Below are 13,367 nucleotides of genomic sequence, written 5' to 3'. Positions count from 1 at the left end.
CATTCATCCTCTGGCGGCGCGACGGCGGGACTTTCGTCCCGCCAGCCGCGCGCCACTCACTCCGCTGCTGCGATATGTCCGAGCTCCACCACCTGGCGCTCGAACAGGCCGCGATAGATGCCGCCGGGCTTGGCCGCGAGCCTGGCATGCGTGCCTTGCTCGACGATCTCGCCGCGGTCGAACACCAGGATGCGATCGAGGCTCTTCACCGTCGACAGCCGGTGCGCGATCACAATCGAGGTACGGCCTCGCATCAGCCGCTCCATCGCCTGCTGGATCAGCGCCTCGGATTCCGAATCGAGGCTCGAGGTCGCTTCGTCCAGAATCAGCACCGACGCATCGGCCAGGAAGGCGCGCGCCAGCGCCACGCGCTGCCGCTCGCCGCCGGAGAGCTTGACGCCGCGCTCGCCGACCAGCGTGCCGTAGCCCTTTGGCAGGCGCAGGATGAAGTCGTGCGCGTTGGCCAGCCGTGCCGCCTGCTCGATCGCCTCCAGGCTGGCGCCGGGCCGGCCATAGGCGATGTTCTCGGCGAGCGAGCGGTGGAACAGGATTGGGTCCTGCTGCACGATCGCGATCTGGCTGCGCAGCGAGTGCTGGGTGGCCTTGGCGATGTCTTGCGCATCGACCAGAACGCGGCCGCCGGTGACGTCGTAGAGCCGCTGCACCAGCTTGACGAAAGTTGTCTTGCCGGAGCCGGAGCGGCCGACGAGACCGACGCGCTCGCCGGCACGGATCGTGACCGACAACCCGTCATAGAGCGGCGCGTGATGACCGCTATAGTGAAACGTGACGTCGTCAAAGAGGAGCTCTCCGCGCTCGATCGCGATCGGCCGCGCGTCCGGCGCATCCGCAATCCCGATCGGCTCGTCGTGGATCGCCACCAGCTCCTCCATGTCGTTGACCGAGCGCTGCAGGTTATTGATGTGCATTCCGACGTCGCGCAAATAGGCATGGATGACGTAGTAGCTCGTCAGCACATAGGTGACGTCGCCGGGCGAGGCCCGCCCCGACATCCACAGCAGCACGGCGCCGCCGATCACGGAGGCGCGCAGGGCCAGCAGCACCGAGAGCTGCGCCAGATTGGTGTAGTTGTAGCGCAGCCAGGTCCGCCGGACGCGCACGCGCCAGCGGTTGACGACACGGGCAAGCCGCACATCCTCGCGCGCTTCCGCGCCGAAGGATTTCACCACCGCGTTGCAGGTCAGCGCGTCCGCCAACGTGCCGCCGACCTTGGTATCCCAGGCATTGGAGATGCGCGCGGCTGGCGCGATGTAGCGCGTCGAGAACAGCACCGTCATCGTGACATAGGCCAGCGCACCGAGCGCGATCACCGCGCCAAGAGAAGCCCAGTGCATGCCGAGCAGGATCATCGACCCGATCAGCACCAGCAGCGACGGCGCCAGCGCCATGAGAATGGTGTCGTTCAACAGGTCGAGCGCCCACATGCCGCGGGTGACCTTGCGCACCGTGGAACCCGCGAAGGAGTTGGCGTGCCAGTCGGTCGAGAACCGTTGCACGCACATGAAGGCTTCCTGCGCGACTTCGGACATGATCTTCAGCGAGAACGGCACGATGGCCTGCAGGCCGGTCAGCCGCAGCACCATGGAGGCAGCGCCGAGCGCCACGATACCGCCCAATGCCATCAGCGCCGCGTGACGCGCGGCGGGATCGGATGGGCCGCGCGTCAAGGCGTCGACCAGATGTCCGGAGAAGACCGGCATGAACAGGTCGGCGACGGTTGCGCCCAACAAGCCGCCGGCCACGACGAGGGTACGCCCCGGCTGCTTCAGCCAGTGCCGGAACACGAATGGCAGCACCACGCGTATCGCCGCGGGCCTTTTTGACAGAGCGGTCATGGCGTCATCCGGCCGCTTCTGGCGCGGGCCGGCTCCATTGATGGACGCAGGCCGGCCGCGAGGGCCGAGACGGCGTCACTTAAAGTTGGCTTTGGACTTGGGGAGCGGAGCGATCGGGACTGGAAGCCCAATCGAAGCTGGCGGAAGAGGCCTCTAGGAGGCCGAGCAGATACCGAGCCAGAACATCATCGAGCGCGGGCGTGCGATCTGCGAATGCGACGAAATCATGCAAATCCTCCCGGTTCGATGGAATGAGTTGCGCTTTATAGATGTGTCACTGGTGATTTGCAACGGGGCTCGCGCGAGATCACGCACGAGTGTTGCAAATTAGTGCGCGTCGCCGCTGGCGCCGAACGGCGAGGCCGGCTTCTTCAACAGCGTGACGAGCAGGGTGAGGCCGAGATAGAACACCGTCAGGATGAAGAAGGCATCGCCGAAGCCCATCACCACGGCCTGGCGATGCACGAGCTGCGACAGCTGCTTCATCGCCATCAGCGTGGAATCGCCGAGCCCCTGGAACTTCTGCATGAACATGGTCAGGGTTTCGGTCGCGGTCGCGTTGCCCCAGGTCACGCGCTCCTGCAGGCGCGAGATGTGCAGGTCGGTGCGGTCGTTGAGCACGGTGTTGATGACGGCGAGGCCCACGGCGCCGCCGAGATTGCGCATCAGGTTGAAGAGCCCCGAGGCGTTCTTCACCCGGTCGGGCGCGAGCGTGCCGAGCGCGATGTTGTTGGTCGGCACCATAGCGAACATCATGCCGACGCCGCGCAGGATCTGCGGAATCAACAGCTCGTAGAAATCGTAGTCGCGCGTGATCCAGGTCATCTGGTAGGAGCCGAGCGCGAATACGACGAGCCCGAACGCGATCATGTAGCGCATGTCGTACTTCGCCATGAGGCGGCCGACCACCGGCGCAACCAGGAACATGGTGATGCCCGAGACGAACAGGGTATCGCCGATCATCAGCGCGCTATAGCCGCGCACTTCGGCGAGATAACGTGGGTAGATGTAGGTCAGGCCGTAGAGGCCGATGCCGATGCAGAACTGAAGGACGGAGCCGATCGCGAAATTGCGATTGGAAAAGGTGCGCAAATTGACGATCGGCTCGGCCGCCGTGAAGACGCGCCAGAAGAAGGCGATCGCCGAGATGCCGCAGATCCAGGCGCAGATCGCGACCGAGGGGTCCTGCATCCATTCATATTGCGGGCCTTCCTCCAGCACGTATTCCAGCGTGCCCAGGAAGCTGGCCATGAACAGCAACCCCCACCAGTCGAAACGATCGAGCAATTCGAAATGCGGCTCGTCGAAATCGACCAGCGCCAGCACGCCGATTGTGATACCGATGCCGGGCACGATGTTGATGAAGAACAGCCAGTTCCAGGACATCAGGTCGGTGATGTAGCCGCCGACGGTCGGCCCGATGGTCGGAGCCAGCGTTGCGACGAGCCCGATGATGGGACCGACGATGTGGAATTTGGTGCGCGGGAAAACGGTGTAGGCGGAAGCGAACACCGTCGGGATCATGCCGGCGCCGAGAAAACCTTGCAGCGCGCGCCAGACGATCATCTCCTCGATGGTGGTGGCGAAGCCGCAGAGCAGGCTCGATACGGTAAAGCCGGCCGCCGAGATCGCGAACAACAGCCGCGTGCCGAACGCGCGCGACAGAAACCCCGACAGCGGAATCGCGATCACTTCGGCGATCAGATAGGCGGTCTGGACCCAGGAGACTTCACTGGAGCTTGCCGACAGGCCGGCCTGGATTTCACTCAGGGACGCCGAGACGATCTGGATGTCCAGGATCGACATGAACATCCCGAACACCATGATGATGAAGGCGAACAGCCGCTTCGGCGCGATGCGCTCCGAAGCGGGGTCCGCCATCATGGCAGGTGAAACGGTCGTGGCGTTCGCCATCGTCTGACCTCGCGGCGCAGGCGCGCTACTGCGGATGGATCATGGTGGCGTCGTCGAGATCGACCTCGCTGTCGGCGTCGGCCGCGCCCTTGTTGGTATCGACGGTCGCAGTGACCGACATGCCGGCGCGGAGCAGGTTTTGCTTCGCGACCGACTTCGGCACGCGGATGCGGACCGGCACGCGCTGCACGATCTTGGTGAAGTTGCCGGTGGCGTTGTCGGGCGGCAGCAGCGTGAACACCGAGCCCGCGCCCGCCGCGATGCTGTCGACGACGCCGGAGAATTTGCGCATGCCGTAGGCATCGACCTTGATCGTCACCGGCTGGCCGGGGCGGATGCGCTTGAGCTGGGTCTCCTTGAAATTGGCGTCGATATAGACGTTGTCGAGCGGCACGACGTTGCCGAGCCGCTGGCCAACCGCGACGAAATCGCCGGCACTGACGAGGCGGTTCGAGAACGTGCCGTCGACCGGCGCGCGCACCGCGGTGAAGGCGAGATCGCGCTCGGCCTTGGCCAGCGTGGTCTTGAGCTCGGCGAGTTGCGCCTGCGCTTCGGCCTGCTGCGCCTTGGCGACGTCGACATTGCTGAGCGCGACGTCGTAGGCGGCCTGCGCAGCCTTGACGGCGGCGGCGCCCTGGTCGCGCCCGGCTTCGGAGCTCTCGAAGGTGGCGCGCGAGGCAAACCCCTTGTTGCTCAACGCCTGCTGGCGCTCATAATCGAGGTCGGCGCGCTTGAGGCCGGCTTCGGCGGAGACGAGTTGCGCCTTGGCCTGCGCGACCTGGCTGTCGAGCGCCGCGACCTGGCGGCCGATGCGATCGATGGTGGCCTGCTGGGTCGCGATCCTGGTCGCGGCGGCGTCGACCGCGATCTTGTAGTCGCCGTCGTCGATGCGGAAGACGATGTCGCCGGCGCGCACCGTCGTGTTGTCGCCGGCGAGGATCGAGGAGACGTGGCCGGCAACGCGCGCGCCCAGCATGGTGTTGTTGGCGCGGACATAGGCATCGTCGGTCGCGACGTAGAAGCGGCCGACCAGCGTGTAATAGCCGGCATAGCTCGCGGCAGCGAGCGCCAGCACCAACCCTACTCCCATCATCACGAATTTACGCTTGCCGGACTTCGGCGCGCCGGCGGCGGGCGCGTCTGGGGCTGCGGCCGGCTTGTCGGTCACGGGCTGCTCCGGCGCCTCGCTGGGGCGGCGCTTGGTTTCCTCGGCCACATGAGAGCGCAACTGCTCGGCGAGAGCCACAGACGTCTCGGTGGCAGCCTCACCACCCGCGGGCGTCGGCGTCTCCACGGCGTCCGGGCGAAGGACGCGCGCAGCCTGGTCTCTCACTACGGCCATGGAGGCCTCCCCCAACAAAAAAGCGCGATGAGGGACAGCCGCGTGCGGCCCGCTCCCTCTCGCTTATCCCAAATATCATTGACCGAACGGTTCGGTCAATATAGATAATATTCCCGGGCAGAGCCTACTGGCCCGAACCCTTTATTTCGGTTTCATGATCCTGGACCGATGCAAAAACCTTCCGAGACCCTGAACCAATGGTTGTAGCCGACCGCGAACATCTGCACGTCATCCAGGAGGAGGACAGCTCCAAACGCCGCCAGATCCTGGACGGGGCCCGCAAGGTGTTCATGGATCTCGGGTTTGACGGTGCCAGCATGGGCGAGATCGCTCGCGCGGCGCAGGTCTCGAAGGGCACGCTTTACGTCTACTTCGCGGACAAATGCGCGCTGTTCGAAGCCATCCTCGAGCAGGAGGCGCTCCAGCACGGTCAGGTCGCGTTCAACTTCGATCCGGCCCGCGATGTTGAAACCACGCTGAAGGATTTCGGCCGGGCCTACAACCGTCTGCTGTGCCGGCCCGGCGGCGGATCGGCGATCCGCACCGTGATGGCGATCGCCGAGCGCATGCCCGATCTCGGCCGCCGCTATTATGCGCGGGTGCTGGACAAGTCCATCAACCGCCTCTCCGACTATCTCAACACCCATGTCGCCTGCGGCGATCTCGCGATCGACGATTGTGATCTGGCGGCGTCGCAATTCATGGAACTGTGCAAGGCCTCGCTGTTCCTGCCCTTCGTCTTCCAGGCCGCGCCCGCGCCGTCGGAAGAGCGCATGAGCGAAGTCGTCGACAGCGCGACGCGGATGTTCCTGGCGGCGTACCGGGCGAAGTAGCGCCACGCGTTGCAGGCCGTTCCGTCGGTCCTATATTGGGGCTCATGTCCCGTGATCTTCGCCCGCCGGTCGATATCCTCCATTACGAGATTGTCCAGGAACAGGCCTCCGCGCTCGGACGGATGGGCCGCACGCTCGAACGGGCGCTGGCGCGCTTGCGCGAGTTCGACGCCGCTCACGCAAGCTCGGAAGTGCCGGCCGCGATGCAGCCGGCCAGGCGAAAGCTGGTGATGGAAGCCGGCCACGCGCTCTGGATGTTCGTGGTGCAGCGTGAGGCAACCGGCCTGCGCGACAGCCGCCACATCATGCGGACCTACAATGTCCCCGCCGAGGTACAGCTGTGCATGGGACTGGTCCCAGCACCGTCGAAGTCGACCTGAAATTTTTCTACGGCGCGGGCTCTAGTCGGTCACCTGCTTCCTCAACGCGGCGAGATCGTTGACGGCCGTCTTGGTCGGCCAGTCCAGACGATGCCGTCGTCCTGGAGGCGGCTGAGGATCAGGCTGATGGACAGGCGCGTCGCGCCGATCATGCGCGCGAGTTGGCCTGGCGTGATACGGCCGAGCGAGATCGGGCCCCTTTCCTCCTGGGCTACGCATCACGCGCAAGCCTCAATCGTCGGCGTACTCGTCCTCTTCGTGTTTTCGCGCCATGCTCTTGCGCGTACCCAGCGAGCCGGTCACGGAGGGATCACGCGCATTCGCATAGGGATTGCGCCCGCCCGCCCGCGCGGCGACCTCTTCGCCGGAGACGGCAGCGGGCTGGCAGATCAGGCGGCGGCTGGCGCGGCGCATCAGATCGACGTGGATGTGATCGTAATGATAGACGTTCGAGCCCGGCGCCAGCACCGTGGTGAAATGCACACACGCGCCCGACTGCACGTCGCGCAAGAACCCCTGCTCTTCCGGCATGCCGCGCCAGCCATCCTTCACGGTGACGCGGCGGCCATCGGCGAGCACGAAGGCGGCGATGTCGAGCGCGTTGCCGAAGGCGTGCTCGGAGATATGGGCGTGCGAATTGCCGTTCATGCCGCGGCAGGAATAAGCGGAGATCTGCTTGATCTCCGCGACGCGGGTGCCGAACCACCGCATCGCCGAGGGCTGCACGGTGTCGGCGAGCCAACGATCGAGCTCGGACACGATCGGACAGGCCAGCGTCGCAACCGGCTTGATCGCAACGGGGCCAACGGCGGTGACGGGATTGCCCTGTGCCGGACCAAGGCGCGGCAGCGGTTGCTGCGCGGGCGCCTGCGAGTAGGGCGCCGGCCGTGCCGGATAGCTCGGCGCATTCATGTAGCGCGACGCGCCCGCGGCATCGGTGCCCTCGGGCGGCAAATCGATCTCGTCTTCCTGCTGCGCCACGCCGGGCGCATTCAGAGGCATTGGACCAGGGGAAGCGCCATAGCCGGACGGCTGACGCACCGCGCTCTCGGGATAGTTCGAGCGTTGCGGATAGGACGATGCCGGAGTGTTCTGGCTCTGCGGGTAATTCGATCGCGGCTGCGTCACCGGCCAGCGCGGCTGGCTGCCCACGCTCCCGGGCGGACGCAGTTCCTCATCGGCAAAGCCGTAGCTGCTCGAGCCTTCGCCGAGGGCGGCGACCTTGAGCGGAAACTCTGCGCCGCACATGCCCGGCCCGGAGATCGAGTCGATGCGGACGAGATCCGGCCCCTCTTTCACCGCGCCTGATTTCAGGCATGCGGCTTCGGCCTCGGCCCGCCACGGTTCACGTTCGGCCTGGAAGACGCCGCGTCCGCAACCTGCTAACGAAACAAGGACGATGGAGCCGACGAGATACAAACGAACTCCGCGCGTCATGCACGCACGTTCGGTGAATTTACTTAAAGACTCTTCAACGTGTTGATTTCAGTGTTCTTTAACCATGTCAGCCGGCGCCAGCAGGACTGTCCGCAGGTGACGAGCGACAGCAAAGCTGACTTTTTCGGAAAGAGACTTTCTGTTAACCATGACGCTCTCGCGCAAAGCGGCGCGACAGCGGGAGCGACATCATGACGTTCGCCGGGAGACTGAGCGTTATCACCGCGTACCTCGCCATGGCCTTCGTCGGCGCCATCGTGCTCGGCATGATCTAGGCGGCTTCAGCCGGAGGTATCGAACGCTTCCCTTACGACCGCGCGCTCCACTGCCGCGACGTCGTGATCAGCTTCTCCGGCCGCTCTTCGGCTCGCGTCCAGTCGTTTCCGGAACACCAGAAGTGGCCCAGTACGCAGGCTTCGACGTGGAGCTTGCCGGAGCTCTTCAGCGTCATCGTCGCATAATAGGTGCTGCCGCTGGAGCGGCTATAGATGTTGCCGGTCCAGACGTCGTGTGTTTTCGGCTTCATGTTGACGAGCACGCTCTCGCCCCTGGTCGACGCTTCAGTGAGCGCGAAGCCGCACAGTGCCGGTCCACAGCGTTCGATGCGGACCATGCCCTTGGCGCCTGCGCTCTCCCATTCGCCGAGCGGCAAATAGGCCGGCTCGTCGTCGCCGCGCTCTGGGCTCGTCATGGCCTGCTTGATCTCCGGCCTTGGCGCGACGACAGGTACCTCCATGCGCGGCGGATCGAGCGCGACGGTCTTCGGCGGATCCATCCGCGGTAGCTCCACCCGTGGGGGATTGGAGCTTGGCGCCTGCGGCAGGACAATTGGCTGCGACGTCGTCGAGGCAAGGACAGGAGCCGCCGGCGCCGTCGCAGGCGCTACCGCAATCGCTTGCGCTGGCCTGACCGGAGCCGCGGGATAGAGCGGCTGCGGCGGCGGAAGCACCGGCGCAGGGGCCGGCGTCGTGTCATCGTCCGGCCGAAAGCTGCGATGGGAGGAAACCGAAACACAGGAAGCCGATCGGCAATGGCTGGGCGAGTCGACCTGGAATCGATGACCGCCGATCGAGAACGCGAAGGACCCGGCCTCGGCTGCGGGCGCAATCGCCATCAGCGCGATCAATGTGCCAAGCGAAGTCACAAGCCGCATCATCGGCGCCTCCCTCTCTGTGGCGACGACATTACACAGATGCAATCGCGGCTGAATGTGCGCGGCGTCACCCAGCACCGGGGAGCCGTTGTGACGCCCATCACAGAAGGTGCGACCGGCCCGGCGTAGGGTCGAACCACGCTTCATCCACCCGCGACTTCAGTCCCATCGGGACCCACACATTCTTCGGAGGTTGTCATGAACAAGCTCACCATCGCCGCCACCGCTCTCTTCCTCGCGTCCACCGCCGCCGCGCATGCCGGCAATGCGATCTCGTTCCAGATCGAAGGCCAGAACATCCGCATCGAGACGCCGCGCAACTGCGCCTCGCTCAATTGCGTGACCATCGTCGCGCCGGGCTTGTCCGACAAGCCGATCAAGCTGAACAACATCAACCTCAAGGGCCTTGGCTCGAAGGATGATGACGTCGACACCACGCCGGCTCCGGCCACGACCGCGCAGCCGGCGCCGGCTCCGGTGCAGCAGCAGCAGCCCGTGCAGCAGGCCCCCGTGCACGCGACCGCGCTGGCAGCGCCCGCTATCGCGGCACCGAGCACGACGGTTGCCGCTGCTCCGTCCGCTGGCTACGACGCCACGACGCAGACCGCGCCCGCTGCGGCTCCCGCGCCCGTCGCGGTTGCTCCGGCCCCCGCTCCGGCGCCGGTGCCCGCCGCGCCTGTCGCGGTTGCCAACACGCCGATCGGCGTCTGGGCGACCGAAGAGAACAAGGGCAATGTCCGCGTCGAACAGTGTGGCGTCAATCTCTGCGGCTACGCCGCGAAGAGCAACGAGCGTATCCTGATCAACATGAAGCCCGACGGTGCGAAGTGGAGCGGCCGCATCCACGATCCCGACTCCGGCCGCAACTACGACTCGACGATCGCGATGAAGGGCCCGAATGCAATGCGCGTGCAGGGCTGCGCCTTCGGCGGCATGTTCTGCGGCGGCCAGACCTGGAAGCGCGTGAGCTGACGCACCACCATCGTCCCATTCTATAGTCATCCCGGGCGATGCGAAGCATCGACCCGGGATCATGCGCGACAGTCTCAGTTTATCCCCTCACCCTGAGGAGCCTGCGAAGCAGGCGTCTCGAAGGGCAAAGGCCCGGATCGCGAGCGGGCCTGCATGGTTCGAGACGCGCGCAAGGGCGCGCTCCTCACCATGAGGGGAAAGAGTTGGATTTGAACGTTCACCGCCGCCGTGCGATAGACATTCATCCGCCGTTCAGCTGTACCCGGCTGATATCGGTCGATCTCGCCTCGCGTTTCTCACCGGGACTCTTCGTGACATTTATCGTGGCCTGGCGCCGCTTCATGTTCGCGCTTGTGCTGCTGGCGTTGCCGCCGGCCGGCGCGAGCGTTGCGTTCGCATCCGATGGGATCGAGCTTGCGCAGGCGCAGCCACAAGCGCAGCCGTCGCCCGCCCCCTCGCCGACGCCATCGGCTTCACCCGTTCCCGCGACCGAGGCGCAGCCCGCCGCCATCGAGCCGATCGGCAACGTCGCGACGGTGACGGGCATCGCGACCGTGATCCGCGACAAAAATTCCTATCCGCTGCGGGTACGCGACGACATCTATCTCAACGACGTCGTGCAGACTTCGTCGAACTCCTCGCTCGGCATCACCTTCAACGACGCGACCACGTTCAACCTCTCGGCCAGCGCCAAGATCACCATCGACACTTACGTCTATGAGGACGGCGGCAAACAGAACGCAGGAATCTTCGACATCGGCAAGGGCACGGTCGCCTTCGTCGCGGCGGCGGTGGCAAAGACCGGCGACATGAAGATCACGACGCCGACGGCGACGCTCGGCATCCGCGGCACCACCGGCGTCGTCGAGGTGCCGGAAGGCCCGGCCGCGAACAACGCCAACAACGTCAACATCAAGCTCTATCCCGACGCCGACGGCCGGGTCGGACACATCGACGTCGACGACCGCACGAGCGGGACGCGGCTCGGCGCGCTGACGCAAGGCGCGAGCGGTTTTGCGATCCGGCCGGGCGCGGCCGCGGCAGGCGTCATGCGCTTTGCCGCGGTGCCGATCACGATCGCACCACAGCAGATCGCACGCGACCGCGGCTTCGTCAGCCAGGTGCATCTGGCGCAGACCACGGGCCGGCAGATCGTCACCGAGCAGCGCGACTTCCGCCGTGCCAATCCGACCGCGAGCCCGCGCATTCCGCGGCCGTTCCAGCCGCCGCAACAGCAACAATTGCGGCCGAATACGGCGCCAGGACAACAGCCGCAACAGCCGCAGCGGCCGAACGGTCAGCCCGGTCAGAACAACCGTCCAGGCCAGCAGCAGCCCGGCACGCCAGGCCGCCAAGGCGCCCAGCCCCAGCGGCAGGGCCAAGGACAGGGTCAAGCGCCGGGCCAAGGCGGCGCCGTCCAGCCCGGTACGCCGAGCGCGGGTCAGGGTCAGCAACAGCAAGGCCAGAAGCAAGGCGCGGGACGTCCGGCAGGCCCACCGCGCACCGGTCAAGGCACGCAGCCTGACGGCACGCCGCAAACCCGGCCGCAACGCGGTGGGCAGATTCCGACGCAGCCCGGCGGAGTCGCGCCGCCGCAGCCGGGCGGAACGCACCAGCAGCCGGGCCTGCAGCCGCAGCTTCCGCGCACCGGCATGCAGCCCGGCCAGCCGCCCGCTGCTCGACAGCCGGGCATGCAACGCCCGGGCGGATTCCAGCAGCGCCTCCCCGCCGCGCAACGCCCCGCAGCGCCGCGAAGGCCAGCACCAGTTCCGAAGGAGAAGGAGCGGCGGTGACTTTCTTCCTTCTCGCCTTGCGGGAGAAGGCGGCGCGAAGCGCCGGATGAGGGGTTCTATCGGCGAAAACTCATCGACAGCTTGACGCGTGGAGAGAGACCCCTCACCCGGCTTTGCTTCGCAAAGCCACCCTCTCCCGCAAGGGGCGAGGGTGCAGCGTCGCACTGCGCCCGAGAAGAACTCACGCCTCGCCGCGCAGCCAAGCCTTCACCTTCTGCAACAGACCATGCCGCAACTCGTCCGAAGCCGCTTCGGCTGGCGTCAGCGTCTGCAAGGCTGCATCGACATCCTCGGTCGCGAGCGGCGGTGTGACGTCGGTATCCACCGGCGCAAGCCCTGCCGCCGCGAGCGCGATCGGGCCGACCTGGGTCAGAAACACGCGCTCGTACTCGCGCGACAGGCGCGCGAGCGCGTCTTCCAGCGTCAACCAGTCGACCGCCTTGATGTCGTTCATCAGCTTGCGGACGGGACCGTCCCCGGCCTCCATGCGCCAGAAATGCACGACCTTGGAGCGCCCGCCGGACTGATAGACGAGCGTGCCCAGAAACTCGTGGATGGCGACCTCGTGACCGGTCTCTTCCAGCACTTCGCGATGCGCGGCTTGCTTCGGCGTCTCGCCGTCGTCGAGCTTGCCCTTGGGCAAAACCCATTCGTTGCGCTTGCGCTGGCGCACGACGGCGATCAGCGGCGGCGCACCTCGCCGCAGCACAATACCACCCGCCGCCATCACCGGCGCCCGTGCCATCACCAAATCCGTCGTCGCAGAAACGTCCAGGGACGATATAGGCGGCCGACGCTGCTGATTGAAGGCTAGTTTTTTCTCAGCAGCGCTTGACCTGCGCGAATGCGCGTGCCCTCGGCAATGTCGTCGCAGAAGGTGAAATCGCCGGGCGCGAGGATGATGATGGTCGAGCCATGCTCGAACCAGCCGAGCTCCTCGCCCTTGCTCACGTTGACGTCGCAGGGAAAATTGACCGGCCCTCTCGTCTGGGCATTCAGCACCATGTCGAGGAAATGCAGACGGATGCTCGCGACCAGGATCGCGGCGACCGGTACCAGCGTCACGGCTTCGCCCGTCGGCAAATGCGTGCGGATCACTGCGCGCTCGTTCTTGCAAAACAGACGCTCGACCCGTTTCAGCGCGATCGGGTTGACGTTCCAGACGTCGCCATGGATCAACGTGACACGCTCGATATGCGCGTCAAAGGGCGCGTGGAAGCGGTGATACATGCTCGAGGTCAGCCGCAGGGTGACGAAGGAGCCGTTGCGGTGCTGATCGACAAGGGCGGAATCGCCGAGCAGATCGAGCAGCGAGTACGGCGCGCCTTTGACCTGGAACAGCTCGGTGTCCGCGATCCGGCCATGGGCGCCGACGATGCCGTCGGACGGGCTGGCGACAATGGAGGGGTCCGGATCAAAGGGGCGCAAGCCGGGCTTGAGCTCCCGGGTGAAGCAGTCGTGCAGGCTCTTGAAATGCGTTTTCCGCGCCTCCGACAGATCGAGGTCGGAGAACAGCTTCCACAGCGCGATGGAGCCGTCCCGCACCAGCGGGTTCTCGATCTTCGAGAACCAGCCCATGAAGCGGGTTAGCGCCGCGCGAGGGATGCGGTTGGTCAGCAGGAAGTTGAGGTCTTCCTGCTGGGTGAAAGAGGCGATCAGGGCTTTGACTGTCATGAATCTGTCAGCT

12 protein-coding genes are annotated in these 13,367 nt (G+C 65.7%); 4 read left to right on the top strand and 8 right to left on the bottom strand.

Annotated features, from left to right (window positions below; all coding sequences use genetic code 11):
- Window positions 1-56: 56 nt before the first annotated feature.
- From FXB41_RS23725 to FXB41_RS23715, 3 genes are all read right to left on the bottom strand, one after another.
- Complete coding sequence (locus FXB41_RS23725; protein WP_219683414.1) at window positions 57-1,856, bottom strand: ABC transporter ATP-binding protein; 1,800 nt, start codon at window positions 1,854-1,856, stop codon at window positions 57-59.
- A gap of 327 nt (window positions 1,857-2,183) precedes the next feature.
- Window positions 2,184-3,770, bottom strand: coding sequence for a DHA2 family efflux MFS transporter permease subunit (locus tag FXB41_RS23720; RefSeq protein ID WP_219683413.1), 1,587 nt, complete (start codon window positions 3,768-3,770; stop codon window positions 2,184-2,186).
- 25 nt (window positions 3,771-3,795) lie between these two features.
- Entirely contained in the window at window positions 3,796-5,112 is a 1,317-nt protein-coding gene (locus FXB41_RS23715) for an HlyD family secretion protein (protein WP_219683412.1), read from the bottom strand.
- Between the two features lie 197 nt (window positions 5,113-5,309).
- Here FXB41_RS23715 and FXB41_RS23710 point away from each other — a divergent pair, with 197 nt between their 5' ends.
- Together FXB41_RS23710 and FXB41_RS23705 are read left to right on the top strand one after the other, a co-directional pair.
- Complete coding sequence (locus FXB41_RS23710; protein WP_219683411.1) at window positions 5,310-5,945, top strand: TetR/AcrR family transcriptional regulator; 636 nt, start codon at window positions 5,310-5,312, stop codon at window positions 5,943-5,945.
- A gap of 44 nt (window positions 5,946-5,989) precedes the next feature.
- Window positions 5,990-6,325: a DUF6665 family protein gene (locus tag FXB41_RS23705; protein ID WP_007600823.1), complete on the top strand. Its 336-nt coding sequence runs from the start codon at window positions 5,990-5,992 to the stop codon at window positions 6,323-6,325.
- Between the two features lie 41 nt (window positions 6,326-6,366).
- Here the strand turns inward: FXB41_RS23705 and FXB41_RS40955 are convergent, their stop codons facing one another.
- From FXB41_RS40955 to FXB41_RS40950, 3 genes are all read right to left on the bottom strand, one after another.
- The gene (locus tag FXB41_RS40955) at window positions 6,367-6,477 is read right to left on the bottom strand and encodes a hypothetical protein (RefSeq protein WP_245285996.1); all 111 of its coding nucleotides are present in this window, start codon (window positions 6,475-6,477) and stop codon (window positions 6,367-6,369) included.
- 79 nt (window positions 6,478-6,556) lie between these two features.
- On the bottom strand, window positions 6,557-7,762 hold the full coding sequence (locus tag FXB41_RS23695) for an extensin-like domain-containing protein (protein WP_219683410.1): 1,206 nt from the start codon (window positions 7,760-7,762) through the stop codon (window positions 6,557-6,559).
- Between the two features lie 307 nt (window positions 7,763-8,069).
- Complete coding sequence (locus FXB41_RS40950) at window positions 8,070-8,537, bottom strand: DUF2147 domain-containing protein (RefSeq protein WP_246649104.1); 468 nt, start codon at window positions 8,535-8,537, stop codon at window positions 8,070-8,072.
- Window positions 8,538-9,113: 576 nt separating this feature from the next.
- On the opposite strand from FXB41_RS40950, the gene FXB41_RS23685 reads away from it, so the two are divergent.
- Both FXB41_RS23685 and FXB41_RS23680 read left to right on the top strand, forming a co-directional pair.
- Entirely contained in the window at window positions 9,114-9,887 is a 774-nt protein-coding gene (locus tag FXB41_RS23685; RefSeq protein WP_219683408.1) for a DUF2147 domain-containing protein, read from the top strand.
- 320 nt (window positions 9,888-10,207) lie between these two features.
- A complete protein-coding gene (locus FXB41_RS23680) occupies window positions 10,208-11,680 on the top strand; it encodes a FecR domain-containing protein (protein ID WP_219683510.1) in 1,473 nt (490 codons plus the stop codon).
- 181 nt (window positions 11,681-11,861) lie between these two features.
- On the opposite strand, the gene FXB41_RS23675 is transcribed toward FXB41_RS23680, so the two are convergent.
- Window positions 11,862-12,425: an NUDIX hydrolase gene (locus tag FXB41_RS23675; protein ID WP_219683407.1), complete on the bottom strand. Its 564-nt coding sequence runs from the start codon at window positions 12,423-12,425 to the stop codon at window positions 11,862-11,864.
- Window positions 12,426-12,490: 65 nt separating this feature from the next.
- Window positions 12,491-13,354, bottom strand: a complete 864-nt coding sequence (asd, locus tag FXB41_RS23670; RefSeq protein WP_007600814.1) for an archaetidylserine decarboxylase — start codon at window positions 13,352-13,354, stop codon at window positions 12,491-12,493.
- Window positions 13,355-13,367: the final 13 nt, after the last annotated feature.

This window comes from Bradyrhizobium canariense (assembly GCF_019402665.1).
GTDB lineage: Bacteria > Pseudomonadota > Alphaproteobacteria > Rhizobiales > Xanthobacteraceae > Bradyrhizobium > Bradyrhizobium canariense.
This window is presented reverse-complemented; position numbering and strand designations above follow the sequence as displayed.

Bases quoted from the DNA above. Each gene is read 5' to 3' on its own strand.
- FXB41_RS23725 (WP_219683414.1), bottom strand. From the start codon at position 1,856: ATGACCGCTCTGTCAAAAAGGCCCGCGGCGATACGCGTGGTGCTGCCA.
- FXB41_RS23720 (WP_219683413.1), bottom strand. From the start codon at position 3,770: ATGGCGAACGCCACGACCGTTTCACCTGCCATGATGGCGGACCCCGCT.
- FXB41_RS23715 (WP_219683412.1), bottom strand. From the start codon at position 5,112: ATGGCCGTAGTGAGAGACCAGGCTGCGCGCGTCCTTCGCCCGGACGCC.
- FXB41_RS23710 (WP_219683411.1), top strand. From the start codon at position 5,310: ATGGTTGTAGCCGACCGCGAACATCTGCACGTCATCCAGGAGGAGGAC.
- FXB41_RS23705 (WP_007600823.1), top strand. From the start codon at position 5,990: ATGTCCCGTGATCTTCGCCCGCCGGTCGATATCCTCCATTACGAGATT.
- FXB41_RS40955 (WP_245285996.1), bottom strand. From the start codon at position 6,477: ATGATCGGCGCGACGCGCCTGTCCATCAGCCTGATCCTCAGCCGCCTC.
- FXB41_RS23695 (WP_219683410.1), bottom strand. From the start codon at position 7,762: ATGACGCGCGGAGTTCGTTTGTATCTCGTCGGCTCCATCGTCCTTGTT.
- FXB41_RS40950 (WP_246649104.1), bottom strand. From the start codon at position 8,537: ATGGATCCGCCGAAGACCGTCGCGCTCGATCCGCCGCGCATGGAGGTA.
- FXB41_RS23685 (WP_219683408.1), top strand. From the start codon at position 9,114: ATGAACAAGCTCACCATCGCCGCCACCGCTCTCTTCCTCGCGTCCACC.
- FXB41_RS23675 (WP_219683407.1), bottom strand. From the start codon at position 12,425: ATGGCACGGGCGCCGGTGATGGCGGCGGGTGGTATTGTGCTGCGGCGA.
- asd (WP_007600814.1), bottom strand. From the start codon at position 13,354: ATGACAGTCAAAGCCCTGATCGCCTCTTTCACCCAGCAGGAAGACCTC.